At 71.1% G+C, this 24,680-nt stretch carries 25 protein-coding genes and 2 pseudogenes; 14 read left to right on the top strand and 13 right to left on the bottom strand.

All coding sequences use genetic code 11. The features are described 5' to 3' along the window. Positions 1 to 70: 70 nt before the first annotated feature. Complete coding sequence (locus AB0F88_RS32025; RefSeq protein ID WP_362692537.1) at positions 71 to 2,230, top strand: alpha/beta fold hydrolase; 2,160 nt, start codon at positions 71 to 73, stop codon at positions 2,228 to 2,230. A 229-nt stretch (positions 2,231 to 2,459) separates the two neighbouring features. Here AB0F88_RS32025 and AB0F88_RS32020 read toward each other — a convergent pair whose 3' ends face one another. Beyond that, positions 2,460 to 2,972, bottom strand: a complete 513-nt coding sequence (locus AB0F88_RS32020; protein WP_362692534.1) for a hypothetical protein — start codon at positions 2,970 to 2,972, stop codon at positions 2,460 to 2,462. Between the two features lie 502 nt (positions 2,973 to 3,474). Here AB0F88_RS32020 and AB0F88_RS32015 point away from each other — a divergent pair. Next, positions 3,475 to 4,482: a zinc-dependent alcohol dehydrogenase family protein gene (locus AB0F88_RS32015; RefSeq protein WP_362692531.1), complete on the top strand. Its 1,008-nt coding sequence runs from the start codon at positions 3,475 to 3,477 to the stop codon at positions 4,480 to 4,482. A 41-nt stretch (positions 4,483 to 4,523) separates the two neighbouring features. Here the strand turns inward: AB0F88_RS32015 and AB0F88_RS32010 are convergent, their stop codons facing one another. Then, positions 4,524 to 4,718: a hypothetical protein gene (locus tag AB0F88_RS32010; RefSeq protein ID WP_362692528.1), complete on the bottom strand. Its 195-nt coding sequence runs from the start codon at positions 4,716 to 4,718 to the stop codon at positions 4,524 to 4,526. A 318-nt stretch (positions 4,719 to 5,036) separates the two neighbouring features. After that, on the bottom strand, positions 5,037 to 5,699 hold the full coding sequence (locus AB0F88_RS32005) for an NAD(P)H-binding protein (protein ID WP_362692525.1): 663 nt from the start codon (positions 5,697 to 5,699) through the stop codon (positions 5,037 to 5,039). 346 nt (positions 5,700 to 6,045) lie between these two features. On the opposite strand from AB0F88_RS32005, the pseudogene AB0F88_RS32000 reads away from it, so the two are divergent. Then, positions 6,046 to 6,240: pseudogene (locus AB0F88_RS32000) on the top strand (alkene reductase); the annotation flags it as partial. A 35-nt stretch (positions 6,241 to 6,275) separates the two neighbouring features. Here AB0F88_RS32000 and AB0F88_RS31995 read toward each other — a convergent pair. Next, positions 6,276 to 7,070: an SDR family oxidoreductase gene (locus AB0F88_RS31995; protein WP_362692522.1), complete on the bottom strand. Its 795-nt coding sequence runs from the start codon at positions 7,068 to 7,070 to the stop codon at positions 6,276 to 6,278. Positions 7,071 to 7,155: 85 nt separating this feature from the next. Between AB0F88_RS31995 and AB0F88_RS31990 the strand changes: the two genes are divergently transcribed. Further along, complete coding sequence (locus AB0F88_RS31990; RefSeq protein ID WP_362692519.1) at positions 7,156 to 7,809, top strand: GntR family transcriptional regulator; 654 nt, start codon at positions 7,156 to 7,158, stop codon at positions 7,807 to 7,809. Between the two features lie 342 nt (positions 7,810 to 8,151). Here the strand turns inward: AB0F88_RS31990 and AB0F88_RS31985 are convergent, their stop codons facing one another. The 3 genes from AB0F88_RS31985 to AB0F88_RS31975 all read right to left on the bottom strand — a co-directional run bounded on the left by AB0F88_RS31985 (position 8,152) and on the right by AB0F88_RS31975 (position 11,456). Continuing rightward, positions 8,152 to 10,908, bottom strand: a complete 2,757-nt coding sequence (locus AB0F88_RS31985) for an AAA family ATPase (protein ID WP_362692516.1) — start codon at positions 10,906 to 10,908, stop codon at positions 8,152 to 8,154. 169 nt (positions 10,909 to 11,077) lie between these two features. Beyond that, on the bottom strand, positions 11,078 to 11,308 hold the full coding sequence (locus tag AB0F88_RS31980; RefSeq protein ID WP_362692513.1) for a hypothetical protein: 231 nt from the start codon (positions 11,306 to 11,308) through the stop codon (positions 11,078 to 11,080). Positions 11,309 to 11,369: 61 nt separating this feature from the next. Next, positions 11,370 to 11,456 (bottom strand): ATP-binding cassette domain-containing protein, encoded by an 87-nt coding sequence (locus tag AB0F88_RS31975; RefSeq protein ID WP_362692707.1) that lies wholly within the window; start codon positions 11,454 to 11,456, stop codon positions 11,370 to 11,372. 232 nt (positions 11,457 to 11,688) lie between these two features. Here AB0F88_RS31975 and AB0F88_RS31970 point away from each other — a divergent pair, with 232 nt between their 5' ends. Further along, positions 11,689 to 12,063, top strand: a complete 375-nt coding sequence (locus AB0F88_RS31970) for a MerR family transcriptional regulator (RefSeq protein ID WP_362692510.1) — start codon at positions 11,689 to 11,691, stop codon at positions 12,061 to 12,063. Between the two features lie 136 nt (positions 12,064 to 12,199). Continuing rightward, positions 12,200 to 12,328: pseudogene (locus AB0F88_RS31965) on the top strand (IS481 family transposase); the annotation flags it as partial. On the opposite strand, the gene AB0F88_RS31960 reads toward AB0F88_RS31965, so the two are convergent. Further along, on the bottom strand, positions 12,325 to 12,933 hold the full coding sequence (locus AB0F88_RS31960; protein WP_362692507.1) for a TetR/AcrR family transcriptional regulator: 609 nt from the start codon (positions 12,931 to 12,933) through the stop codon (positions 12,325 to 12,327). The pseudogene AB0F88_RS31965 and the gene AB0F88_RS31960 overlap by 4 nt on opposite strands. Before the next feature lie 98 nt (positions 12,934 to 13,031). On the opposite strand from AB0F88_RS31960, the gene AB0F88_RS31955 reads away from it, so the two are divergent. The 5 genes from AB0F88_RS31955 to AB0F88_RS31935 all read left to right on the top strand — a co-directional run bounded on the left by AB0F88_RS31955 (position 13,032) and on the right by AB0F88_RS31935 (position 17,950). Beyond that, positions 13,032 to 13,778: an SDR family oxidoreductase gene (locus AB0F88_RS31955; RefSeq protein ID WP_362692504.1), complete on the top strand. Its 747-nt coding sequence runs from the start codon at positions 13,032 to 13,034 to the stop codon at positions 13,776 to 13,778. A 93-nt stretch (positions 13,779 to 13,871) separates the two neighbouring features. Next, a complete protein-coding gene (locus tag AB0F88_RS31950; protein ID WP_362692501.1) occupies positions 13,872 to 14,096 on the top strand; it encodes a hypothetical protein in 225 nt (74 codons plus the stop codon). 132 nt (positions 14,097 to 14,228) lie between these two features. Next, the gene (locus AB0F88_RS31945; RefSeq protein WP_362692499.1) at positions 14,229 to 15,392 is read left to right on the top strand and encodes a hypothetical protein; all 1,164 of its coding nucleotides are present in this window, start codon (positions 14,229 to 14,231) and stop codon (positions 15,390 to 15,392) included. Positions 15,393 to 16,005: 613 nt separating this feature from the next. Beyond that, positions 16,006 to 17,043: a TerC family protein gene (locus tag AB0F88_RS31940; RefSeq protein WP_362692496.1), complete on the top strand. Its 1,038-nt coding sequence runs from the start codon at positions 16,006 to 16,008 to the stop codon at positions 17,041 to 17,043. A 454-nt stretch (positions 17,044 to 17,497) separates the two neighbouring features. Beyond that, on the top strand, positions 17,498 to 17,950 hold the full coding sequence (locus AB0F88_RS31935) for a GtrA family protein (RefSeq protein WP_362692493.1): 453 nt from the start codon (positions 17,498 to 17,500) through the stop codon (positions 17,948 to 17,950). A gap of 176 nt (positions 17,951 to 18,126) precedes the next feature. Here the strand turns inward: AB0F88_RS31935 and AB0F88_RS31930 are convergent, their stop codons facing one another. Beyond that, complete coding sequence (locus tag AB0F88_RS31930; RefSeq protein WP_362692491.1) at positions 18,127 to 18,456, bottom strand: methyltransferase domain-containing protein; 330 nt, start codon at positions 18,454 to 18,456, stop codon at positions 18,127 to 18,129. 3 nt (positions 18,457 to 18,459) lie between these two features. Between AB0F88_RS31930 and AB0F88_RS31925 the strand changes: the two genes are divergently transcribed. Beyond that, positions 18,460 to 18,861: a MerR family DNA-binding protein gene (locus tag AB0F88_RS31925; RefSeq protein ID WP_362692489.1), complete on the top strand. Its 402-nt coding sequence runs from the start codon at positions 18,460 to 18,462 to the stop codon at positions 18,859 to 18,861. 110 nt (positions 18,862 to 18,971) lie between these two features. Here AB0F88_RS31925 and AB0F88_RS31920 read toward each other — a convergent pair whose 3' ends face one another. From AB0F88_RS31920 to AB0F88_RS31910, 3 genes are all read right to left on the bottom strand, one after another. Further along, positions 18,972 to 19,799: an isocitrate lyase/phosphoenolpyruvate mutase family protein gene (locus AB0F88_RS31920; protein ID WP_362692486.1), complete on the bottom strand. Its 828-nt coding sequence runs from the start codon at positions 19,797 to 19,799 to the stop codon at positions 18,972 to 18,974. Continuing rightward, the gene (locus tag AB0F88_RS31915) at positions 19,796 to 20,662 is read right to left on the bottom strand and encodes a cytochrome P450 (RefSeq protein ID WP_362692483.1); all 867 of its coding nucleotides are present in this window, start codon (positions 20,660 to 20,662) and stop codon (positions 19,796 to 19,798) included. The genes AB0F88_RS31920 and AB0F88_RS31915 overlap by 4 nt, the downstream gene beginning before the upstream one ends. 168 nt (positions 20,663 to 20,830) lie before the next feature. Then, positions 20,831 to 21,535: a hypothetical protein gene (locus AB0F88_RS31910; protein ID WP_362692480.1), complete on the bottom strand. Its 705-nt coding sequence runs from the start codon at positions 21,533 to 21,535 to the stop codon at positions 20,831 to 20,833. Between the two features lie 77 nt (positions 21,536 to 21,612). Here AB0F88_RS31910 and AB0F88_RS31905 point away from each other — a divergent pair, with 77 nt between their 5' ends. Then, positions 21,613 to 22,509 (top strand): LysR family transcriptional regulator, encoded by an 897-nt coding sequence (locus AB0F88_RS31905; RefSeq protein WP_362692477.1) that lies wholly within the window; start codon positions 21,613 to 21,615, stop codon positions 22,507 to 22,509. Here AB0F88_RS31905 and AB0F88_RS31900 read toward each other — a convergent pair. After that, entirely contained in the window at positions 22,452 to 23,807 is a 1,356-nt protein-coding gene (locus AB0F88_RS31900) for a serine hydrolase domain-containing protein (protein ID WP_362692475.1), read from the bottom strand. The genes AB0F88_RS31905 and AB0F88_RS31900 overlap by 58 nt on opposite strands. A 515-nt stretch (positions 23,808 to 24,322) precedes the next feature. Between AB0F88_RS31900 and AB0F88_RS31895 the strand changes: the two genes are divergently transcribed. Beyond that, on the top strand, positions 24,323 to 24,589 hold the full coding sequence (locus AB0F88_RS31895) for a GlsB/YeaQ/YmgE family stress response membrane protein (RefSeq protein ID WP_362692473.1): 267 nt from the start codon (positions 24,323 to 24,325) through the stop codon (positions 24,587 to 24,589). The last annotated feature ends 91 nt before the right edge of the window (positions 24,590 to 24,680 follow it).

The raw sequence follows: 24,680 nt of genomic DNA, 5'->3' as shown, positions 1-24,680 counted from the left end.
GTGAAGAGAGCCTGGACCCCGATCATGGAGATCGGAGTCGCATACGGGGAGACTCATGGAAGGAGCTGGCATGACACTGGAAGCTGCGATCCGTTCCAACGACGTGGCGGCGTTGGTGGAACTGCTCGAGTCGGGCGCGGACCCGCACCGCCGCGGCGCCGATGGTCTCACACCACTGATGGTCGCCTCCGGGCTCGGTCGATCACGCCTGGTGGAGCGGCTGCTGGAGGCCGGCGCGGATGTGTTGACGGTCGAGCCGCGCATGGGCGCCACGGCGTTGCACAAGGCGGCGCAGGCCGGTGACGACGGCGTCATCGGCCTGCTCCTCGACCATGGCGCCTTCGTCGACCAGCAGTCGCCCCGGCTCGGTCACACGCCGCTGATGGACGCGGTGCAGCACAAGCACGAGGCGGCGGTCCGGCTGCTGCTGGCCCGCGGAGCCCGTACCTCTGTGCGCAACCACTGGCAGGAGACGGCGCTCGACCTGGCGTTGCGCGACGGCTCCGAGGCCATCGCCGCTCTCCTGCACGCGCGGATGGCGGCCGACGCCGACCGGATCCGGTCGCTGGCGCTGACGGCGGCGGTACAGGTCGGCGACCTCACCGCGGTGAGACGGCTCATCGGGGCCGGTGCGGCCCTCGACGAGCGGCTGCCGGCCGTCGGCGATCGTGACGACGACTACACGCCGCTCGGGATCGCCGCTCGCGACGGGCACGCCGGCATCGTCCGCGTGCTGCGCGAGGCCGGTGCGGATCCGCGCCGGCTCAACGGGCTGATGGGCGCGACGCCGGGCCATGAGGCCGCCTTCGCCGGGCACGCCGGCGTCATCCGGGCGCTGACGACGCGTGGCCCCAGCGGTACGCCGACGCTCGAGATCGACGCCCAGGGTGCCTACAACGGCTTTACCGCCTTGCACGACGCGGTGTGGCACGGGCACCGGGAGGCAGCACAGGCCCTGGTCGAGGCGGGCGCCCGCCTCGACCTCACCTCGCACACCGGTCACACACCCCGGCAGCTTGCGCTCAACTACGGGTACGACGATCTCGCGGCGTATCTGGCCGAGGCCGAGAGCAAAGCCGTCCGGCCATCGCCCTTTGCCTTCGCCGAGGCCGCGCTCGACGATTTGCGCGAGCGGCTTTTCCGTACGCGATGGCCCGATCTCGAACCGGTGGAGGACTGGAGCCAGGGCGTGCCGCTGCGCAGGCTGCGAGCACTGTGCGACTACTGGCGGGACGGCTACGACTGGCGGGCCTGCGAGGCCCGGCTGAACGCGCTCAACCCGTCGACGACGCGCATCGACGGACTCGACATCCACTTCCTGCACCTGCGGTCGCCCGAACCGGAGGCGATGCCGCTCGTGATGACCCACGGCTGGCCCGGCTCGGTCATCGAGTTCCTGAAGGTGGCACCGATGCTGGCCGACCCGCGGGCCCACGGCGGCGACCCCCGGGACGCGTTCCACGTGGTCCTGCCCTCGATGCCCGGCTTCGGACTGTCCGGCAAGCCGACCGAGACCGGGTGGGGACCCGAGCGGATCGCGTGCGCCTGGGTCGAGCTGATGCGGCGGCTGGGCTACGACAGCTTCGGCGCGCAGGGCGGCGACTGGGGGCACGCGGTCACCACCGCGCTGGGCGGCATCGGCGAGCCCGCCGTCCGGGCCATCCACTCCAACATGTTCCCCACCTACGGCACCGAGGAGGCCACGAACGAGCAGGAGGAGCGTGCCCTGCAACGATGGCGTGACTTCCAGGCCAACGAGTCGGGTTATCAGCACGAGCAGATCCAGAGCCCTCAGACGATCGGGTACGCGCTCACCGACTCGCCGGTGGGGCAGGCGGCCTGGCTCTACGAGAAATACGAGCAGTGGACGGACCACGACGGCGATCCGGAAAACCTGCTCAGTCGCGACGAGATGCTGGACAACATCACGTTGTACTGGCTGACCGGCACCGCCGCCTCCTCGGCTCGCATCTACTGGGAGAGCTTCCGCACCTACCGCGACCCGAAGGTCGAGGTGCCGGTCGGCGTCAGCCTCTTCCCCCGCGACATCTATCTCGCCGCACGTCGCTGGGTGGAGCAGCGTTACCCGAACCTCGTGCACTACAACGAGCTGCCCAAGGGCGGACACTTCGCCGCCTGGGAACAACCCGAGCTGCTGGCTGCGGAGGTGCGCGCCACCTTCCGCCACGTACGCCAGAGATCCGCGACGAAAAGGACCGGCGCTTCGTGAAGCCGATGCCAACCATCGCTTCCCTCGACAACGCCCGTCCCTTCGGACACACATCGGGATGATCTGATGGAAGTCGCTGGTCGTCATCGCCGCGATACCGCTGACGTTGCTCCTGCTTCAGCCGTCGGTGGCCGCTCGGCGACGGCTTCCACCCGGGTCGACCCGCTCCATCCGGGTACGGTTCGCACGTGCCAGCCGATGCTGAGATCCGCAAGCGTGGAGCCGGAGGTCAAGCCACCACGAACGAGACGACACCCCAGACCAGGGTGGTGGTCAACGTCGTCCAAAAGACGATCGCGATCGCCTGCCACAGCAGCACCCAGGAGCGCGAGGTCCCCGAGGCGATGAGCATGGCCGCGGTGAACTGGGTCGGCACGGCCAGCGGTCCGAGCAGGCTCGCTCCGGGCACACCGAAGCGCACGAGGTAACGGCGGAAGCGCCGGCGCCCCTTGGACTCGGGGCGCTCCTCGCGGCTGCTCGGTCGGCGTCCGTGAGCGACCGCGGCGGCGCGGGCCCGCGAGCTGATCAGCACGACGACGAGTACGCAGAGGAAGTTGCCCGAGGCTGCGGCAACCGCGGCCACCACGGGATGGATCCCACCGACCACTCCGATCGGCGATGCGCCCTCGCCTTCGATGAACGGGATCGCGCCGGCCAGCATGACGACGAACGGCTGGACCAGTTCGGGCACCTCGGCCACGAGGTCGCGGAAGTTCTGAACGAGCGTTTCGACGGGATTCACGGCGGGCTCCTTGAGCGGGGAGATGCGTCACCGCCGAGTAGAGACCGTGTGCTCAGCACAGAGTCAAACGCCCTGTTCGTGGCATTCCCGAGGATCAGGCGCGTTCCCCGTCGGGGTCCGCCTCGGGTTATTGGCTCAGTGCTGTTGAGCGAGGGCGCCGGCTCGGCTCAGCACGTCGAGCTGGGACGCGTTGTCGAGCGCGACCGCCGCGTCGGCAGGGCGTCGATCTCGCGCAACGACTCCGGACCGAAGTCGCCTTCTGACCGCTCTGCGCGCGGCCTCCAGCACGGCGGGACAGTCACCCAGACGCACGCCTGCATTTCATCAGGCTACTCGTGAGTAAAGAAGTGCCCGGGCCGCCATCCGGCGATGGGCGAACCGGGTACGGTGACCCCGTTCACCGGCCGACGGCTGGACTATGTGGTAACCACACCGTTTTCACTGGATGGATGCCGACTTTGCCGTTGCGTCACGCACCAGAACCACGATGAGGAGCACCGATATGACTGATCTGATGAAGGCTGTTGTGCTCGCCCGTTTCGGTGGGGCCGATGCTTTCGAGCTGCGCGACGTCTCGGTACCGCGAGTCGAACCCCGCCAGGTACGGGTGCGCGTCCATGCGACCGCCCTCAACCCGCTCGACTATCAGATCCGTCGCGGAGACTACGCGGATCATGTGCCGCTCCCGGCGATCATCGGACACGACGTCTCCGGAGTGATCGAGGAAGTCGGATCCCACGTGACCGAGTTCCGCGCCGGCGATGCGGTGTACTACACGCCCCGGATCTTCGGCGGCCCCGGCTCCTACGCCGAGCAGCACGTCGCCGACGTCGACCTCGTTGCCCGCAAGCCGGAGAACCTCAGTCACCTGGAGGCGGCGAGCCTGACTCTCGTCGGCGGAACGGTCTGGGAGTCCCTGGTGACGCGAGCTCAGCTCACCGTGGGGGAGACGATCCTCATCCATGGAGGCACGGGCGGTGTCGGCACGATCGCGATCCAGATCGCGAAGGCGATCGGCGCACGAGTGATCACCACCGCGAAAGCCGGCGACCATGAGTTCGTGCGCTCTCTCGGAGCGGATGCGGCGATCGACTACACCTCCGCGGACTACGTCGATGCCGTGGCCGAGCTGACGCGAGGCAAAGGGGTCGATGTCGTCTTCGACACGATCGGTGGCGACACGCTCACACGAAGCCCGCTGACGCTCGCCGACTCCGGACGCGTCGTCAGCATCGTCGACATCGCGCAGCCGCAGAACCTCATCGAGGCGTGGGGCAGGAACGCCGCCTATCACTTCGTCTTCACACGACAGAACCGAGGAAAGCTGGACGCGCTCACCACGCTGGTCGAGCGCGGTCTCGTGAAGCCGGTCATCGGCGCGACTCTTCCGCTCGCCCGAATGGGCGAGGCTCACGAACTCCTGGAGAACAGGCAGTCGTATGCACTGCACGGCAAGGTCGCGATCGACGTGGCGGGCGAAACTCTTGCACTTCCCCCTCGCATCTCGTAGTGGAACGTTCCACGCCCTCGGGCGCGTACACCATCGGTTGATCAGCAGGAGCGGGTGCGGTCGGCGGACCGGGCCCGCCCCGCCCGGGCCGTGGCGAGCAACAGGCCACTGGTCAGCACGGCGTCTACCCCGGCGGAGCTGGGCCGGAACCGCGGGACGTCGAGACCTCGGATGCGCAGTCCGGCCGACAGGTCGTGCCGGAGCAGCCGGTCGTTGCCGGTGGTCTTGCCCCACATGACGACCGGCTGTGGCCGGCCCGCGCGAAGCAGCGTTCGGCGAGATCGGCCAGACGTCCGATCAGGAGCGGGTCGATCGCTCTGTCCGGGACGAGGACTCCTCGTGGCGCAGCGGGCCGGTGCGGAGAAGTCCGGCCTCCACGTGACGCCGGGCCCGGATCAGCAGGAAGTCACCGGCCCGGTGAGGACCTTGGCCCGCGCGGCAGCCTCGGCCGTCCCAACCTCGGCACGTACATCAGCCGCCTGTTGCCCGCCGTTTGCGCCGGCAACGGGGCCGACCGCTCTTGGGATCGCCCGCCGGAAGGGGCTTGCGCCGGTTCAGCGGACGTTCGCCTGGACGGCCGCGGAGATCGGTGTCGAGCCTTGATTGACCTCGAGAATCTGCCGCCTCAACCGGGGCTCGTGCAGCAACTCCAGCAGAGTCGCCGCGACGTCCTCGCGGGCGATCTCGTCGTGCGGTTGTGCTGGACCGAGGGAGATCGCACCGGTTCCGGCCCGATCGACGAGCATGGACGGACGCAGGATCAACCAGTCGAGGACGGACTCGCTGACGGTGACGTCGACCAGCTTCTTCACGGCGAAGTAGAACTCCACGTCATCGTCGAGGCGCTGCCCGCGCCCAGCCTCGGGGAGCACGGACACCAACGTGAAGCGCGCCACCCCGGCCAGGCTCATCGCCTCGAGGGTTCGCATCACACCGTCCCCGTCGATGGCCGCGGTGACCTCCCGGTCGCCGCCGTTCGACCCGGCGGTGTACACGACCGCGTCGAATCCGCTGATCATGGCGGCCAGGGACTCGGCGGTCAGGTCCGCGAGCTCACCGACGTACGCGTCGGCGCCTCCTGCGGCGAGCTCGGCCCGCTGATCGTCGCGGCGCACGAGACCGCAGACTATGTCACCGCGGTCGGTCAGCTTCCGGGCCAGCAGCCTCCCGACCGCTCCGCTGATCCCGAAGATGAATACCTTCAATAAGTCCTTCATGCGTCCCAGCCTTCTTGGGGGATGGCACAAGTGCCGCGGAAGACGAACTGCGAGGGGAGCTTGCGCCGGTCATCGGTCCAGTAACCAGGCACCGCGGGAGCGATCGACCGCACGCTCGCTGCGGCAGGGCTCATGGCGTGGGTCTCCTGATCTGACGTCGGACGTGTCATCAGAGTCGCACCGGTGACGGCGCCTTCGCGTCGGTGAAAGTTCCTTAACGCCGGTGCGCGAGGCCACAGGTGAGGGACTTCCACCGACGCGAACGCCGCCCCGTCGTTGCGAGCCTGACGGTACGGCGATGACCGGCAGCGCCGGGATCAGCCGACGACAGGTCTCAAGGAGAACGATGGCCTCGCTTTTCGACCCGGTGCACGTCGGGGGCCCTTGCCTACCCAACCGGCTTGTCATGGCTCCGATGACGCGGGTGCGGTCCGACGATCTCGGGCTCGCGAACGCCTCGACCGCCGCGTACTACGCGCAGTGCGCGAACGCGGGTCTGATCATCACGGAGGGCATCCAGCCGAGCCGGATCGGGCGGTCCGCGGCGCGAGACGACGATGGTTCCTTTCCGGTGGGTCAGCGCAGGTAGGAGGCGCCGTTGAGGTCCAGGACGGCGCCAGACGACCAGGTGGCCTCGGGGGAGCTGAGGTGCAGCACGGCGGCGGCGACTTCTTCCGGGGTGCCGACCCGGCCGAACGGGCTCTGCCCGAGCAGCGCGTCGCCTTCGGGGCCGTCGAGCTTGGCCTGCTGGCGGTCGGTGCTGATGAAGCCGGGCGCTACCGAGGTGACGGCGATGCCGTGCGGAGCGAGCGCGACGGCCATCGACTGGCCGAAGGCGTGCAGCGCGGCCTTCGCGGCGCCGTACGCCGGGTAGTCGGGTTCGCCGCGATAGGCCCCGCGCGATCCGACGTTGACGATGCTGCCGGGAGCGCCTCGCTGGATCAGGTGGGTCGCGACGCCGTGGGTCACGTTCGCCGCGCCGATCAGGTCGACGTCGATCATCCGTCGCCAGGCGCGGTTCCAGTCCGCATAGGTCGTGGTGGCGACGGGGTGCCGGTTGTCCGGGCCGGGTGCGACGGCGGCGTTGTTGACGAGCACGTCGATGCCGCCGAGATCCCGTACGGCCGTCGACACCACCTCGTGGGCCGCCTCGGGGTCGGCGAGGTCGCCGCCGATCATGACGTGTCCCCGACCGGCCAGTTCACGCATTGTCTCTTCGGCGTCGGCGCGCGCTGAGCCGTAGTGGACCGCGACCCGGTCGCCGTGGGCGGCAAAGGCCGTCGCGATCGCCCGGCCGATGCCCCGTGAGGCGCCGGTGACCAGAACCCTCCTCGCCCCTCGGCCCCCGGGGAACTCCTGCACGTTGGTCATGACCGAAATCTTGTGGTGCGCCTTGTCCTAATGTCAACATTCAGACATGACGAGTCCAGCGTTGCGCCCGGCGGAGCGCCGCGGCTTGGCCGACGAGGCCGCCGACCGGATCCGCGACGCCATCCTCGCCGGCCACTTCTCTCCCGGCTCGGCCCTGCGTGAGGTCGATCTGGCTGCCTCCCTCGGGGTCAGCCGCGGGTCCGTCCGCGAGGGCCTGGCCCGGATCGAGGGCGAGGGGCTGATCCGCACGGCGTGGCACCGGGGCACCCGCGTGATCGACGTGACCCCGGCCGACGTCGAGGAGGTGTACGCGTTGCGCGCCGTCCTCGACCGGCTGGCCGCGACCACCGCGCGCGACCGCGCCGCCCCGGAACAGCTGGCCGGGCTCGATGACCTGGTCACCGAGATGGAATCGAGCTTGGACGCCGCCGGCGCCCGTCTGGTCGCCCTCGACATGGCTTTCCACGACGCTGTATACGCGGCTGCGGGCAACGGCCGGCTTCTGGAGGCGTGGCGGAGGCTGCGCTCTCAGGTCCACCTGTTTCAGCTGCGCCGCGTCTCGGTCGGCTCTGGACACTATCGCGGACGTGTCGTGGCCGAGCACCGTCAGCTCGCCCTGCTGATTCGCTCGGGCGACCCCGAAACCCTGGCTCGCGTCGCCGAGGATCACGTGCACAGCGCCCGTCGCGCCCTGCTCGCCGACCTTCCGCCGGGAGGGATCGCCGCGAATTCGCACTGAAGGCGTGAACGCGCCTGACCGAGGCCCCGCGCGTCCGCACTCCCGCGCCGCAGGCCGCGGCGTGCGCGACCGCGCTGGGCGAGATCTCCAGCACGCTGACCACCAAGCTGCCGGCCGACCTCGCCAAGCTGCTGGTGGTGGCCCGCACGCGCAGGACGGCGGTTGCGGCGACGAAGCGCTTCACCACTGAACGGTGATCGCGTCGATGCCGGGGCCGCCCAGGACCGCAGCTCGCTCAGGGACCAGGGAATCCAGAACCAGCCGACACCGTGTTCCTGGCACACGGTCAAGGCACCGGCGCTCCTCGAACAGTCCGACGTCCGGCTCGGCGAGGCCGGTGATTCAAGGACCGGGAATCCCGGGCAGGTTCAGATCCTTGAGCTGCCGGCGGGAGGTGATACCGAGCTTGCGGAAAATGTTGCGCAGGTGAGCTTCGATCGTGCGCGGGCTCAGGAACAGCTGCGCCCCGACCTCCTGGGAGGTCGCCCCGGTGGCTACCAGCCGCGCGATGTGCAGCTCGTGGGCCGTGAGGCTGTCGGTCGTCGGGGCGGTCCGTTTGCGGGGATGCTCGCCGGTGGCTCGCAGCTCCCGGGCGGCGCGGGCCGCGAACCCCTCCAGGCCCATGTTCGACAGCAGCTCGTGGGCGGTGCGGAGCTGTTCGCGGGCGTCGAGGCGCCGGCCCTCGCGGCGCAGCCACTCGCCGTAGACCAGATGCGTACGGGCGAGGTGGCCGGCCATGCGGCAGTTCTGCAGCCACTCGATCGCCTCGCGGTAGTGCTTGTCGGCGTCCGGCCCGGTGCTGGTCAACGCCTGGGAGCGCGCCGCCAGGCCGAGCGCCCACGGGCTGCCGCTGGCTCGCGCCCGTTCGCAGAGCAGCTCTACCGCGGCGGCCGCGCGCTCCGGCTCACCCGCGCGGGACGCCGCCTCGACGAGCTCGGGCAGGGTCAGGTTGCTGTACAGCGTCTCGTCGGTTCTGGCCGCGCTTCTCGCGGCGTCCAGCGCGGCGGGATAGTTGCCCAGACCGTTGTGCAGCACCGTCAGGGCGTACTGGGCCATCGTCACAGCGGTGCCCTCGCCTCGGGCGGTCGCCTGTTCGACGCTCGCCGCGTGCAGCCGGCTGGCCTCGGCCTCGCGGCCGCGCCAGGCGGCCAGCACGAGCTGGGCGTGCAGCAGAGGCACGCCCCCGGTCGCCTGCGTGATGCCGACCTCTTCGGCGGCCAGCTCGCCGGCGTGCTCGACCTCGCCGGCGAACACCAGCACGACGGACTGGAAAAGGAGCGCGGCCGGCAGCACGGCGAGCGCGCCCGCCTCGCGGGCGAGGCGGACGTTGCGGTCGGCCAGCGCGAGGACCGCGTCGTCGTCGAACAGGGCCAGGGCGATGCGGCTGGCCAGCCAGAGCCACCGGTGGTTGCCGGCGACCTCCTCGGCCGACTGGTCGCGGAAGGCCTGCACCGCGCGGCGCAGTTCGGGCACTCCGGCCTCGTATCCCTGGATGAACGCGGTCACCAGCGCGTCGAGCAGCATGTCGGCCGGCCTCGGCGGCCCGGGCGGGGCGGGCGCGTCCTTGGCGCTCTCGGCGACCTCCAGCACGCCGCGTTCGTGGCCGACCTCGCCGGTGATGATCGCCGTATCGAAGGCGTCCAGGTACGTTTCGCGGGCCAGCGCGGCGTCCAGCGGGCCGAGCGTCCTGGCCGCCTCCAGCAGCATCCCCGGCACGTCGCTGCCGCGGGTCAGATAGAAGGCGATACGAGCGCGGGACAGTTGCAGCCGGCCGCGTTGCCGGGCGTCCAACGGTCCGGCCGCCGCCACCGCCAGCAGTTCCAGGGCCGCCTCGGGCGCACCGGCCTCCTGTTTGGCGTCCGCGGCCTCCAGCGCCCGCCTGGCCCGTTCGGCGGGCTCGGGCGTCAGCTCGGCCGCCTGCTGCAGGAACGCCCCGGCGGCCGCCGACCCGCCCCGCGCCCGTGCCCGGCCGGCCGAGCGCTCCAGACCCGCCGCGACCTCCTCGTCGGGGCCCAGCACCGCCTGCGCGAGGTGCCACACCCGCCGGTCCGGATCGACGAGAGGATCGATGGCGGCGGCGAGCGCGCCGTGGGCGCGGCGGCGATCCGGTGGCGAGGCTGCTCGATAGACCGCTGACCGCACCAGCGGATGACGAAACCGCACCCGTGTGCCGATCTCCAGCAGGCCGGCGGCTTCGGCGGGCACGGCCGCCTCCTTGGCGATGCCCAGTTTCTCGCCCGCACGCCACAGCAGGGTCACATCGCCGGTCGGCTCGGCCGCCGCGATCAGCAACTGCAATTGACTCTCGGCCGGCAGGCTGCCCGAGCGGCGCTGGAAGCTGTCCTCGACGCGGCGCGGAACGCTCAGCGCGTCAGGTAGCTCGAACCCGCCGGCCAACCGGCCGGGTTGTGCGCTTCGGGGCAGTTCGAGCAGCGCCAAGGGGTTGCCCCGGGCTTCGGCGACGATCCGTTCACGTACTCCGTCGTCGAGGGGGGCCGGGACCGCGCCGGTCAGCAGCGCTCGCGCGTCGGCCTCGCCGAGTCCGTCCAGGCGCAGCTCGGGCAGCCCGTCGAACACCCGGACGTCACTCTCCGCGGGGTCACGCAGCGCGAACATCAACGCGAGCCGTTCGGCCGCCACTCGACGCGCCACGAAGGCCAGGACCTGGGCGGACGCCTGATCGAGCCATTGCGCGTCGTCGACCAGGCACAGCAGTGGCCGTTCCTCGGCCACTTCGGCCAGCAGGCTGAGAGTCGCCAGCCCGACGAGGAAGCAGTCCGGCGTCACCCCGCCCTGCCGCCCGAACGCGACTCCGAGGGCGGCCTGTTGCGGCTCGGGCAGCGCCCCGGCGCGGTCCAGCAGCGGCCCGGCCAGCTGATGCAGACCCGCGAAGGCGAAGCTGGTCTCGGATTCCGCCCCGACCGAGACGGCCATCCGGAACCCTGATCCGCTTGCGATGTCGCGGGCATGTTCCAGCAGCGCGGTCTTGCCGATACCGGCTTCCCCGCGCACCACGAGGGCCCCGCTGCGGCCGGACTGCGCCTGGACCAGCAGCTGTTTCACCGCTGCGCGCTCGGTGCGGCGGCCCAGCAGCTCCACGAGTTCCGCACCTCCGTCCAGCGGATGGTCGAATTAGGTACCGTCTGGTACTTAAGTGGTGATAGCGTATCAGGCAAGACTCTGCACCAGGGGCACGAACCGCGGGAGGCCACTCCGCGGTCTACCAGCCATTCCTGCGTGCTCATCAGCCGATTCTCCCCTTACGCGCTTATGCGTCGGTCTTTTTGAGCCGGTATGCCGCTGCGGTGAGCGTCACGATCACATACCCGGCGAAGACCGCGAGGCCGGCCCATGGCGCCAGGGTGCCGTCCGCGTGGGTCAGCGCCATCACGGCGCTGCCGGCGTTGCTGGGCAGGTACGGGGTGATGGCCTCGGAGATCGAGCCCGGCAGCAGCGCGGCCAGCCCGATCTTGCGGGCGGAGGTGCCGGCGACGAGCAATTCCTCGGCGCCGGTCGAGGTGACCGTGATACCCGGGCCGGCAGTCCTCGTGCGCAGCGCGTCAGGCGCGGGAGTGACTTGTCGACTTGCCGGCGCCGTTAGGGCCGAGGAAGCCGGTGACCTGCCCGGGCTTCGCGGTGAACGACAGGCGGTCGACGACCGTCTTCGCGCCGTACCGCTTGGTTACTTCGCGTACCTGATCGTGTTCACCGCGCTAGGTCCGGGCGCCGGCCCGATCGAGGTACCGCGGTCGGCTCTTCCGGCCCACCGGTGGTACTCGGGAACCACTTGCCGTCGGCAGGTAAGGGTGTTTTACCGACGCGAGCGTCGCCCGGCCGATGCGAGCGTGGAGCCACAGCTGTACAAGGGGAGGAGCTAACGTGGCCTGGAGCACCCGGGAACTCGCGGAGCTCGCCGGCACGACGGTCAACACGATCCGGCACTACCACCGGATCAACCTGCTGGATGAGCCCACGCGCCGATACAACGGATACAAGCAGTACGGAATGTCCGACCTTATCCGTCTGCTACGCATCCGGTGCCTGTCCGAACTCGGTGTGCCGCTCTCCCAGATCCGCGAGATCTGCGAGGACGGCGCGGCCGTGCCGGACGTCTTGCGGCAGGTCGACGCCGGCCTGGCATCGGAGATCGAACGGTTGAGCAAGGCCCGGAACGACATCGCGACAATCCTGCGCACCCGTGCGCCGGTCGGGTTCGACCTGCTGGTTCCTTCCGGCGTCCTGGAAGGCCGATGAAGATCATGGTTTGTTGGGCGATGCCGCCTTTCAGGGCATGGCCGTGATTCGCCAGGTGACGCTGTCGTGGTGGAGTCCGAGGCTGACGAGGGTGCGTAGGTTGATTGCGGCGGCGCGGGTGTGAAGCCAGGCGTCCTCGGAAATCGAACGCCGGCAAGCACTGCCGCACTGGCTCCACACCTGCAATCACCACCGCGGCCACACCGCACTCAACGGCCAACCACCCGCCGGCCGCGTACCTAACCTCTCAAGTCAGTACAGCTAGACCGGCGGCCAGCTCCGTAGGGCGGCGTCGGCGACCAACTGGAGGACGTCGCGCTCCGCGCCGCCGGCGGCCTGCACTGCGATGCCGTTCCCGATCGTTATGACGTACTTCGCCAGGACTGACGGGTCGGTCTCCGGCGGCAGGTCACCTTCCTCGACCGCGCGCCGGAACCGATCCGTCAGCTTGGTGCTGATCTCTTCTCCCCAGGTGGCCAGCAGGTCGCGGATGACCCGCCCGTCCTCGCCCCCGAGCAGGGACGCCCGGAGGCTGAGACACCCGGTCGGGTAGCCCGGCAGGGTGGCGCTCCGGACCGCGCCGCGCAGGAACACCGTGGCCACCTGCTGGGCGGTCGGCTCGGCCAGCGCCTCGACACCGTACGACGCCGGGCCGTCGCCGTATCGCATCAGGGCCTTCCGGAACAACTCCTCCTTGTTGCCGAAGGCCGCGTACATGCTCGTGCGGTTGATCCCCATCGCCTCGGTCAGGTCGGTGAGGCTCGCGCCCTCGTAGCCGTTCTCCCAGAACACCCGCATCGCGTTCTCAAGCGCTTCGTCGGCGTCGAAGCCCCTGGGCCGACCCACCTGCGCGCTCCGTTGACCGTCCACGTGACCTACCTTACCCATTTCTTACCGATCGATCCAGATGTGCTACCTTAATTCCGTACCGATCGATTGGTACAGAATTCGACTAGGAGGTTCTCGTCATGAGCGAGTTGACCGGTAAGACTGCCCTGATCACCGGTTCCACCACCGGCATCGGCCGGGCGACGGCCTACGCCCTGGCCGCGCGCGGTGCCGGCGTGGTGGTGACCGGACGCGACGCCCAGCGCGGGGAGGAGGTCGTCCAGAAGATCCAGGCCGACGGCGGCTCGGCCCGCTTCGTCGCCGCCGACCTGACCAACCCGGACGACGTGGCCCGGCTGGCCCGGGAAGCCGGCGAGGTGGACGTGCTGGTGAACAACGCCGGGGTGGGCAGCTTCGGTCCCAGCGCCGACATCACCGGCGAACAGTACGACGCGATGCTCGACGCCAACGTGCGCGCGGTCTACCAGCTGACCACCGCCCTGGCTCCGAAGATGGCCGAGCGCGGCAGCGGCAGTGTGATCAACGTCAGCAGCGGCGCCGCCGTGATCGGGGACGTCAACAACGCGGTCTACGCAGCCACCAAGGCAGCAGTGAGCTCACTGACCCGCGCGTGGGCCGCCGAGTACGGCCCGTCCGGCGTACGCGTCAACACGGTCGCACCCGGCCCTGTCCTCACCAGTGCCCCCGAGCAGTATCTCCGGGGCTACATCCCGCTCATCCCGCTGCGCCGTTTCGCCCAGCCGGAAGACGTCGCCCAGGTCATCGCCTTCCTCGCCGGCCCCGGCGCCTCGTTCGTGAGCGGCGCCCACATCCCCGTCGACGGCGGCCTCACCGCCGTCGAGCCCCCTAAGCCCGGCTACCTGTAACCAAAACGCACGACATCGACAGCCGTCACGGGCAGGCGCTCCGCACGTGAACGCCTGCCCGTGACGCCCGGCCGGCTGGGAGAGGAAGACGACTTGCCTTTCGTGGAGTCCGATGGCATCACTACCTGTTACGACGAGCTCGGCGACGTCGATCTGGCCAAGCTGCTCGCCGGCGACCTGTCCACGGTGCGCTACGGGCTCTCGGACATGGTCGCCGGCGGTTTCAGTCAACGGGGCAGGTATTTTGCCCGGGACGACCCGCTGATGATCATGCCTCAGATGGGTGAGACGAACCACCCGGTACCTCAGATTGGATGAGACTGCCTCAGATTGAGCGAGACAGGACATCGGTGACGGCCGCCACCGGAACCCGGCCAGGCCGGAACGCAACGGATCTCATTTATTATTTTCTAATTTCTGGAAAATCGAAGGTTTCAGTAGGCTTCCGGCATGCAGGAGCAGGGTGCGGTGACGCCGTGCAGACACTGCGGGACGCCGATCGAGCAGCGGCCCGGGCGGGGGCGGCCGAGGGCGTACTGCGCGCAGGGGAACTGCCAGGCGGCGGCCAAGCGCGAGCGCGAGATGCGACGGGCGACGCCGGGCCTTGAGGGGGCGCTGGCCAGGGCCGAGGAGTTCTACGAGCGCATGGAGAAGGGGATGATCGCGGCGATCGCCCCGCTGGCGCAGGTGCTGTCGGAGGAGCTGAGCCCGGCGGGGGTCGAGGCCAAGGTGAGCGCGGTGCAGGCCGAGGCTCACACCCGGGTGGCGATCGCGCGCACCGAGCGCGAACAGGCCTTCGAGCAGGTACGCCTGGCGCGGGAGGCCTCCGAGCACGCCCGGCGCGAGCGGGACGCGATGGCGCGCCGGGTGGAGGAGGCCAACGCCGAACGCGACATCGCGCTGGCCGACGCCGAGACCGCCAGGGAGCAGGCGCTGGCCGCGCTGCACGAGGCGGCCAGCACCGAACGCCGGGCCAGGCAGGCCGAGCAGGAGGCCACCCGCAGGGCCCAGCGGGCCGAGGCCGCCCGGGACGCGGCACTGCGGGAGATGGCCGAACGGGTGGAGGCCGCCGAGACCGAGGCGCGCCGGGCCGAGGCGCGCGCCTTCCACGATCAGGAGCGGTCCGGTCAGACGCGCGCCGACCGGGACCGGGCACTGGAGGAGACCAGGGAGGCCCACGAGGCCAGAGGTCAGGCCGAGCGTGCCGCCTCGGCCGCGTCGGCACGCGCCGACGCGGCCGAGGCCGAGCGGGACCGGGCGCTGGCGCGCGCCGACGCCGAGGCGGCCGCGCGCGCTCAGGCCCTGGCCGAAGCGGCCGAGGCGCGTTCGCGGGCGGAACGAGTGGACAAGCAGGCGGCGGATCTGGAGAGGCGGACGGCGCGCCGGATGGCCAAAGCCGAGGAACGCGCCGCCGAGAAGATCGCCGAGGCGGGGGAGCGCGCGGCGGCCAAAGTCGCCGAGGCCCTCGCCGAACGCGACGAGGCGCGCATGCGGCTGGCCATGGAACAGATGCGCCTGACGGATCTGCGTGAGCAGATGGAGGCACTGCGCGCCGAGTCCGCCCAGCTCAGGGAACGGGCGATCACCGCTGAGCTACGGGCGGAACCCGGCTGAGCCTCTGAGCCTGTGGGCCCCACCGGGCCTCGGCCGAGGCGAGACCGGTGTGCGGCGCCTGCGGCCCGTCACGCCCCGGTGCCTCGTGCCGATGACCGGCGGACGGCACGGAGGGGGCGAAGGGGGCGGGTCGAGGGGGAGCGGCCGCCGGGGCCCGGGCCTGCCCGGCCACAGGACGGCGACGGTGGCGATCGCGGAGATCGTCAGCAGCACGCCCAGCAGAATTTCGAGAAACGCGGCGGTCGACATCGAGTCCTCCCTCGACCTCGCTGTGATCATGTGACGACGAGGACGAAGGTCTTCCCGCACCCCCGTGTCGCGCGAGGGCCACCCCGCCGGGCCTCCCTGCGCTCGGGGACCGTGATGACGATCGGAGTGTCGGACGGCGGGTACTCCCCTCCGTATCAATTCCACTATCAGTGCAGCTCAGGGCATAGTCAAACGACCCCCGGGGAAGATCGCCGCCAGGGGATCCGCCTAACCTGAGGGGACGAGGGGAGTACTTCCAAGAGCCGATCCGGTCAGCACGGACGTCTAGCGACGTCCCCGGGCGGCCGCCCGCAGGCACAGGTGAAGGAGACCTCGAACAGCCGAGCGCGTTCGAGGAGGTTGCATGTCCGCCGAGGCGATCCTGCCGGTGGCCGATCTTGAGACGATCGGTTCGCCGAGACTGTGGACGATCACCGTGGCCGCTCTGGCGGTCCTGCTGGCCGTGGACTTCATGCTGACCCGGCGCCCGCACGAGGTGCGGATGCGCGAGGCGGTGGGCTGGTCGGTTTTCTACCTGGCACTGCCCCTGCTGTTCGGCGTCTACGTGTGGCGGGCCTTCGGGTCCGGCGTGGCGGTGGAGTTCTTCACCGGTTACGTGGTGGAGAAGTCACTGTCGGTCGACAACCTGTTCGTGTTCATGCTGCTGCTGTCGGCCTTCGCGGTCCCCGCCGTACTGGCCCAGCGCGTCCTGCTGTACGGCATCATCGGGGCCCTGGTGCTGCGCGCGATCTTCATAGCGCTGGGGGCGGCCGTCCTGCGGAGCGGCACATGGGCGTTCCTGCTGTTCGGCGGGATACTGATCGTCACCGCCGGGAAGATCCTCAAGGACGCGCTGAGAGGGGAGGCGCACAAGGTCGACATCTCCTCCATGCGCTCGATCCGGCTGCTGCGGCGCTTCATGCCGGTCACCGACGACTACCGCGGCTCTCATCTGGTTGTTCGCGAGGACGGCCGCCGCGCCCTGACCCCGCTGGCCCTGGCCATCGTGGCCGTCTTCGCCACCGACATCGTCTTCGCCATCGACTCGGTGCCCGCGGTGTACGGCGTGACCGAGGATCCCTACCTCGTCTTCGCCACCAACGCCTTCGCCCTGCTGGGCCTGCGGGCGCTCTACTTCGTGCTCCTGGGCGCCCTGACGAAACTGCGGCACCTGAACCACGGGCTCAGCGTCATCCTGGCCTTCATCGGGATCAAGCTCGTCCTGCACTGGGCGCACGGCACCTGGACGTGGGTCCCGGAGATTCCCACCCCGATCTCGCTGGGGGTCATCGTCGCCGTTCTGATCACCATCACGATCACGAGTGTGCATGCCAACCGCCGCGACGCGAGATCCGCCTCCTCACCCGACGAACGCGAGCCTCGCTCGCGGCCGTCGGGCTGACGTTCCGTGCCGGGGCCCGGACCGACGGGTTTTCCGACGGACCTTCTCCGGGCACCTGCTACGGCGTCAATGGCAGGGCGCGATGGAACGAATGTATGGTGGCCGCCTGATCGGTGTTGAGCATCGGCTTTCGGCGGGGGCGTCCTCCCGACGTCGTGTCCGGGCTGGAGTTTGCCGGGCGGCTCATCCGGTCACCGAGACGGTCCGGCCCCTGACGGGCGCCCCACCGCGAAGTCCTCGACTGTGGTGTGAGTGAGGATTGGTACCAGATGTCGACAGATGCGGCTCCAGCCGCCCGAGCCGGAAAGGCCGTGTCAATGAGTCCTGAGACCAGGGTGTCCGGCTGGTGAGACGATCGGGACGCTTCGAAACAGCGAAAGCAGTACTCGCGAGATTGCCGGGACCGCTGCCAGCCCTTGCGCTGAAGCACCGTGAGCTGCTGAAGTTCGCGGTGGTGGGTGGAACGGCGTTCCTGGTGGACAACGCGGTGTTCTACGGGCTGAAGCTGACCGTTCTGGAACCGAAGCCGGTGACCGCGAAGGTCATCGCGGTGCTCGTGGCGACGATCGTGTCCTATGTGCTGAACCGCGAATGGTCGTTCCGGACCAGGGGCGGTCGCGAGCGCCACCACGAGGCGGCGCTGTTCTTCCTGGTCAGCGGCGTCGGTCTGGTGCTCAGCTCCGTGCCGTTGTGGATCTCCCGGTACGTGTTCCTGCTGGAGACCCCGGAGGTGAGCCTGATCACCCAGGAGATCGCCGACTTCGTGAGCGCGCAGGTCGTCGGCACGCTGATCGCCATGGTCTTCCGGTTCTGGGCGTTCCGGAAGTGGGTCTTCCCCGACGAGGAGGCCCACCCCGGCCGCATGCGGCTGGCTCCGGCTCCCAAGCCCAAGGACGAGGCTGCCTGATCCGCCCCTCCTACGCCGAGATTCCTGCGCCGAGATCGGCTTGCCGGGATAGAGGTGGCGGTAGATCGGAGCGCGGCCGGCGCCCGGCCGGTCGGCAGCGGTCCGCCTCCGCAGGAGGAGCCCGCGCCCGATGAGCCGGATGCCGGCGGGGAGGCCGGCCGGCATGTCGGCCGCGGTCATGACGGCATGCCGGTCGGATTGTCGGCGAGCACACAGGCCACGGGCGGGTCGAGCTCGAGGGTCTCGACCCGGAGGTGGGTGAAGCCGGCCTGGGTGAGCATGTCCTGGAGCTCCTGGGCGGCCCGGGCCGTGGTGTCGCGGGTGGCACCGGGGCGGCGGGGCTGGCTGACGAGCGCGATGCGCCCTGCGGGGCGGAGCAGGCGGCGCAACTCGCGGAGCCGATCCACCGGGTCGGGACAGAACCCCACGGAGTTGACGGCGAGGATGGCGTCGAGCGGGTCGCCGAAGCTCGGCAGCCGCTTTACGGAGGCGTGCGTGAGGTGCACGCGGTGGGCGCGGGCCGCACCGGTGTCGCCACCTCCGCCCTGCGCTACGGGGAAGAGCTCGGCCTGCTCCCGGCACCGGCCCGGGTCTCAGGCCAACGACGGTATCCGCCGTCGGCGGTCGGGCTGGTCGGTGTGGTGGTGTTGCTGCGAGACGTCGGTTTCACCTTGCGAGAGGTCAAAGCGTTCATCGCCTCTCGTTCGCCGGCCGGCGACGGCTGGCGGGAGCTGTGCCGACGCAAGCTCACCGAGCTGGATCAACGGATCGCCCAGGCTCAGGTGGCACGTACTGCCATCGCCCATGGTCTGGCCTGCCCGCACGAGGACATCTTCGAGTGCCCCGACTTCACCGGCGGGGTCGCGGCGCTCCTGGCGGGATCTTCTCTCGAAGAGGCTCATTCGCACTGACCTTCCGTCGAGACGGACGGCCTCACCGCCGGCCTCACCGCCGGCGCGCGAGACCGTCGCGGATGACGGCTCCGGCCAGGCTCCGCCGAACTCGGGGCACATCGGCGACTTCACGAAAGCCGGGGTACCTCACTCGTTTCGCGCGTGCCGTCGCCGGTGCGCGAGCCGTACCGGTGCAGCGCCTCGACCTGCTCGTAGGACGGCACGTCGCCGGTGACCGGTTCGCCCCGGGCCACCGCCAGCGCCGTGGTGACGGCCGCGCGCAACGCCGCGCGAAACAGCAGCGACCCGTAACTGAGGCGGGCCACGCCCAGTTCGGCCAGTCGTCGCACCGGCACGCCGGGCTGTACGAGCACGTTCAGCGGCACCCCGGCCCCGCCCACCAGCGCCTCGATGTCCCGTTCGGCGCTCGCGCCCGGCACGAAGACCCCGTCGGCCCCCGCCCCCGCGTAGGCCCGGGCCCTTTCCAGCGCCAGCGCCCGGGCGCCGGGCAGGCCCAGCCAGAACGCGTCGGTACGCGCGTTGAGGAACACCTCCGGAACCCGTCGCTTGACCACCGCGACCAGTTCCGCCTGCGCCTGGACATCGGCCAGGCGGTCACCACGCCCGTCTTCCAGGTTGATCCCCGCCACTCCCAGCCCCGCCAGCTCCGCCACCAGGTCGGCGACCTGGCCGGGCGCCTCGGCGAACCCCGCCTCGATGTCCACCGTCACCGGGATCCCCAGCCCCGCTATCGTCCGGGCCAGCGTCAGCGTCTCCTCCCGCGTCGCCCGCCCGGCGTCCGGCTTGCCCGCCGCGGCGGCCACCCCCAGGCTCGTCGTCCCGATCGCGGCGAATCCCGCCTCCGCCAGAGCCGCCGCGGAGGCGTGATCCCACGCGCAGGGAAGCAGCAGCGGCTCGTCCGCGTGGTGCAGCGCCCTGAACCGCGCGAACGTCATCGGGTCGCCGCCTCGATCGTCCCGGCCGCCAGGGCCAGCGCGACCTGCCTGCCCGGGCAGGCGCGCGGTCCCGCTCCGAACGTCAGGAACTCCGGTTCGTCTCCCGTACGCGCGAGGTCCGGGCCGCGGGGCGTCTCAGGATCCCGGCCGGCGGCCGCGACGTCGAGCACCACGGTCCTCCCGTCGCCGGGCGCCCTGCGACGCAGCGTCCGGACCGGAGGATCGTGGCGCAGGGTCTCGTGCAGCAGTTCCCGCGCCGTCCACACCCCGGCCCCAGCTCCGGCCCCGGCCCCGGCCGCGCACCGTGCCGGTGCGGCCGCCAGGGCGCCGCGGACCAGGCCGGTCATCGGACCGTACGCCTGGGCGAGCAGTCCCGCCACCACGGCCAGCCGCTCCGGAGCCGGGTCGCCCAGCAGGCGCGAGAGCCGCACCAGCCCCGCGTCGGCCGCGGCGACATCCGTCTCACCGGGCCCGGCCCCGGGCCCCGGCAGGTAGGCCGGGGCGATCGCCGCGACGGCCTCCACGGCCTCCGGCCCGTCTTCGGTCCGTACTCCCAGGGCGACGGCCAGGACCAGCACCGGAACCGGCTCCGGGGGACAGGGGCGACCGCCGGTGTCCCGCGAGGCGAGCCGGAACGCCTCGGCGCGCAGCGCGTCCGGGTCCAGCCCGGCCAGCACCGCCTCTGCCGCGGCCCTGCGCTCGGCGTGCGGGGATCCCTCGGCGAAGCGGCCGACCGCTCCGCGCAGCCATGCCACGGTCAGCGCGAACGGCGGGCGCGGCACGGGTTCGACGGTGAAGCGGGGGTCGGCCAGCACGGCCCGTATCTCGGCGGGACGGCTGAGGACCAGCGGATCGGATGTCATCGGTTCTCCCTGGGATGGAGATCTCCCCCCTTCGGGCGAAGGGGGGAGGCGTGGCTCGGCGATGTTCGAAAGGTTAGGCGCCGGACACTTCGGCACCCGCCGAAGCGTCCGCGCGAGCCGTCCGCGCGAGCCGCGGCCGGTGGTTTCGCGTTCGGCGTTCCGCGGGGGTCACGCTCGCGCGGACGAGGCGGCGCGGGTGACGCAGGCCGAGGCGAAGGCGGCGATGACCGGGTGCGGGCGGCTGCCGTCTCCGGCCAGTTCCGGCTGGAAGAGGGTGGCCAGGAAGAACGGATGGCCCGGCAGTTCCAGGACCCGTACCAGCCCCGCCTCGTCGTGGCCGGTGAAGCGCAGCCCGCCCGCCTCCAGTACGGGCACGTAGTCGGCGTTGGGCCCGAAGGCGCAGGAGTATCTCTCCACGGTCCTCTCGGCGCCGACGATCTTCTCGGCCAGCGATCCCGGCGTCAGCCGGACGGCGTCCTCGTGACCCGCCAGCGAGCACGCCAGCGGCAGCAGCAGCAGGTCCTCGGCACCGGGGTCGTTCTCGGCGTGCGCGACGGTCAGGCCCAGGACGTTGCGCGCGTACTCCAGCAGGGTGTGCTGGAAGCCTCCGCAGGTGCCCAGGAACGGGATGCCGTGCTCGCGGGCGGTGCGGGCGGCGTTCACCGCGCCGGCCTCGCTGCGGTACGGGCTGCCGGGCACCATCCAGACGCCGTCGAACCCCTCGAGGCCGACGGCCTCGGTGGTGGGGATCCAGTAGGCGTCCAGCGCCAGCCCGTCGCGCTCGCGCAGCGCCTCCAGCAGGACGGGGATGCGGGCGTGGGATCGGACGGACGGTGACTTGTCGCCCACCAGGGCGATCCTCGCGGTGGTCATGCCCCGATCCTGGCGCCGGCCGCCGGGTAAGCGCCAACGATGATTCCTGGTGGTTCGATAAGCGATACTGATGCACCGTGGATCCGCACCTGCTGCGCACGTTCGTCACCGTCGCCGACCGGCGGTCCTTCTCCGCCGCCGCCACCGAACTCGGCTACACCCAGTCGGCGGTCTCGCAGCAGATCGCCGCGCTGGAGGCCGACCTGGGGTCGGCGCTGCTGCACCGCCGCCCGGTGGCGCCCACCAGGGCGGGGGAGCGCCTGCTGGAGCACGCCGGACCGCTGCTGCTGCGCCACCGGGCCGCCCGCGCGGACGTGCTTCGCGCCGCGGCGGGACCGGCGGGGCGGCCGACGGTGACCGCCTCCCCGCTGGCCTGCACCCCGGCGATCGTACGGAGCCTGCCGCCGGGATGCGCGCTGCGCACCGCCGCCCGCGAGCGCGTCGCCGGGGAGGTCGCCTCGGGCGCGGCCGGTCTCGGCCTGGTCGACGGGATCGCCGCCCCCAGCGACCCGCTGCGGCTACCCGACGTGGGACCGCTGTCGGGCTTCGGGATCGTCGAGGAGGAACTGGTGGTGGTCCTGCCCGGCGGCCATCCGCTCTCGCACCGGCGCGGCCTGGACCTGGCCGATCTGACCGACGCCCTGTGGTTGCGGGCGCCGGTCGCCGTACCGGTGGAGCGGCTGCGCGAGCTGGCCGGCGGGGGCGGGTTCCGCGCCGCGTTCCGCTACGACGGCGAGGACGTGCGCACGGTGCTGAACCTGGCCGCCGCCGGGCACGGGCTGGTCCTGCTGCCCGCGTCCGTGGCGGTCGCGGCGGCCGGGGCGACGCGGGGGGTGCCGCTGGTCTCGCCGCGCGTGGTGCACCGGGTGGAGGTCCTGTACGCCGAGGCCACCGGCCCGGCCGCCGCGCTCGCCGCTCAGCTGCGCCAGCCGCCCTCGTCCACCCCGCCGGGCACCTCCGCCTCCGGGTCGTAGGGGGTGCGGGTGAAGACGAAGGTGTTGAGGTCCAGGTGGCTGGGCGTGCCGTCGGGCCTGCGGACCACCCGCAGGGTCTCGCCCGCGTAGTAGCCGTCCAGCCCCAGCCAGGTCCCGTCGGCCTGGGCGGTGAACCGCGAGGCCCGTCCCGTGCCGCCGATCGGGTTGAGGGAGACACCGCCCTCGGGCAGCAGCCGCAGCGCGTACGCGCTGGGCCCCCAGTACCACGGACCGGCCAGCTCCAGCAGGCCCGCGGTGTCGGCGACGGGCTCCCACTCGGCGGGCAGGCGCGGCTCGTGCTGGTCGAGGATCGCCAGCAGGTCGGTCAGCAGGGTGCGGCTGACGCCGGCGGTGGAGTTGGCGGTGAACAGCACGCCGACCTTGTCGGACGGGTCGGCCCACACCGTGGCCAAAAAGCCCGGCATGGAGCCGGTGTGACCGGCCAGGCGGCGGCCACCCGCGCGGGCCAGCTGCAGGCCCAGGCCGTACCCGCCGGTCCAGGCGTCGCCGTCGTCGACGGTCGCGGGCTCGCGCATCTCCGCCACGGTGTCCGGGGCGAGCACGTCCCCGGTGTCCCCGGCCACGAACGCCGCCCAGCGGGCGAGGTCGGCGGGGGTGGACCACAGCTGCCCGGCCGGGGCCATGGCGACCGCGTCGTGCTCGGGCTCCGGCAGCAGCACGTCCGCCCAGGGGTGCACGGCGTAGCCGGTGGCGTGCGGCGCGCGCGGCCGCGAGGTGGTGTCGCGCATGCCCAGGGGCAGCAGGATCTCCTCCTGCACGGCCTCGGCCCAGCTCACGCCGCGGTGGCGGGCCACCAGCTCGCCCAGCAGGGCGAAACCCACGTTGGAGTAGTGGAAGCGGCGTCCCGGCCGGTGCTTGGCCGTCTCGGGACCGAGCCCGGCGACGAGATCGGTGACCGGCATGCCCGGGGTCCGCTCCCACCACGGTCCCGGGGACTCGGCACTCAGCCCCGAGGTGTGCGACAACAACTGGGCGACGGTCACCTCGCCGACCCGGAGGTCGGGAATGTGCTTGCCGACCGGGTCGAGCAGGTCCACCTTCCCCTCGTCGCGCAGGCGCATCACCACGGCGGCGACCAGGCTCTTGGTGATCGAGCCGATGCGGTACTGGGTGACGGGTGTGGGAGCGATCCCCTCCACCCGGCCCCGCGCGCCGAACCAGGCGAGCTCCCCGTCGCGCACCACCGCGGCGGTCAGCGAGGGCAGGCGTCCCTGGGCCTGCTCCACCGCGATCCTGCGCAGCAGCGCGCGAGCCGTACTCTCCAGAACCGGCGACATCACATGGCTCCTCATCCGACACGAAACCCAACGCGAAAAAGTGTCCCCAGGTTAGTGCCGTCCGGGCCGGGAGAGCATCGGCGGCAGCCCGGCGGGGTGGGTGACGGCCGGCCGCCGGGTCGCCCGGGTGGTCGCCGCGTACGGCGGTGGCGGCGTCCGGCCGCCGGGACCGGCGGCTCGACGTGTCGCCGGAGCCCGCTCGAGCGAGATCATCCGGCGGCCGGACCGGACCGGTGCGATCGCGCGCATCTCGCGGCGGCTCCGTTATCGACATACCTTGTCAGGACATGTTCGGATGATCCCTTTTCAGGGAAGGGTGCTGAACAGGTGGCGGACCCCGCCCCGCGGCAGCCCGCGCCGCGTTGAGCCCGTTTCCGGGGAGGCGCACCCCGCGACCGGTTCGATCACCCGATAAAGGCAGGTCATCGGCGTATACATGATGTCAAGATCATGTCAACGGGGACATCCTAGGCTCGCCGTCGACAGTTGAGACCTGCCCGAACAGGGAGATCACCATGATCACGTTCATCATCAGCGCCATCGTCGTCGGTGCGATCACCGGCGGCATCGGCCGGCTGCTGATTCCGGGCCGCCAGGACATCGGGTGGGTTCCCACCATCCTCGCGGGCATCGTGGCCGCCCTCGCCGGCACCGCCATCGCCCACCTGCTGGGCTTCGCGGACAGGACGTTTCTGACCTTCGTGGTGCAGATCGTCATGGCCGTCATCTGCGTGAGCGTCGTTTCCAGCATGCAGGCCAAGAAGAGGGGCAGCAAGGCCTGAACCTCACGGAACGCGGGCCGCGAGGCCCGCCTCCGAGCATGGACGACGCGGGTCGCCGCGTCGTGCGAGGAAGGTTCCCGCCCTCACGGGG

This window comes from Streptosporangium sp. NPDC023963, assembly GCF_040639135.1.
Classification (GTDB): Bacteria; Actinomycetota; Actinomycetes; order Streptosporangiales; family Streptosporangiaceae; genus Streptosporangium.
The sequence above is the reverse complement of the archived record's forward strand: the minus strand, read 5'-3'. Positions and strand labels throughout refer to the sequence as shown.

What these genes read in the sequence shown, in the direction of transcription:
- AB0F88_RS32025 (WP_362692537.1), top strand. Translation starts at nt 71, where the DNA reads ATGACACTGGAAGCTGCGATCCGTTCCAACGACGTGGCGGCGTTGGTG.
- AB0F88_RS32015 (WP_362692531.1), top strand. Translation starts at nt 3,475, where the DNA reads ATGACTGATCTGATGAAGGCTGTTGTGCTCGCCCGTTTCGGTGGGGCC.
- AB0F88_RS32010 (WP_362692528.1), bottom strand. Translation starts at nt 4,718, where the DNA reads ATGTGGGGCAAGACCACCGGCAACGACCGGCTGCTCCGGCACGACCTG.
- AB0F88_RS32005 (WP_362692525.1), bottom strand. Translation starts at nt 5,699, where the DNA reads ATGAAGGACTTATTGAAGGTATTCATCTTCGGGATCAGCGGAGCGGTC.
- AB0F88_RS31995 (WP_362692522.1), bottom strand. Translation starts at nt 7,070, where the DNA reads ATGACCAACGTGCAGGAGTTCCCCGGGGGCCGAGGGGCGAGGAGGGTT.
- AB0F88_RS31955 (WP_362692504.1), top strand. Translation starts at nt 13,032, where the DNA reads ATGAGCGAGTTGACCGGTAAGACTGCCCTGATCACCGGTTCCACCACC.
- AB0F88_RS31945 (WP_362692499.1), top strand. Translation starts at nt 14,229, where the DNA reads ATGCAGGAGCAGGGTGCGGTGACGCCGTGCAGACACTGCGGGACGCCG.
- AB0F88_RS31940 (WP_362692496.1), top strand. Translation starts at nt 16,006, where the DNA reads ATGTCCGCCGAGGCGATCCTGCCGGTGGCCGATCTTGAGACGATCGGT.
- AB0F88_RS31920 (WP_362692486.1), bottom strand. Translation starts at nt 19,799, where the DNA reads ATGACGTTCGCGCGGTTCAGGGCGCTGCACCACGCGGACGAGCCGCTG.
- AB0F88_RS31915 (WP_362692483.1), bottom strand. Translation starts at nt 20,662, where the DNA reads ATGACATCCGATCCGCTGGTCCTCAGCCGTCCCGCCGAGATACGGGCC.
- AB0F88_RS31910 (WP_362692480.1), bottom strand. Translation starts at nt 21,535, where the DNA reads ATGACCACCGCGAGGATCGCCCTGGTGGGCGACAAGTCACCGTCCGTC.
- AB0F88_RS31900 (WP_362692475.1), bottom strand. Translation starts at nt 23,807, where the DNA reads ATGTCGCCGGTTCTGGAGAGTACGGCTCGCGCGCTGCTGCGCAGGATC.
- AB0F88_RS31895 (WP_362692473.1), top strand. Translation starts at nt 24,323, where the DNA reads ATGATCACGTTCATCATCAGCGCCATCGTCGTCGGTGCGATCACCGGC.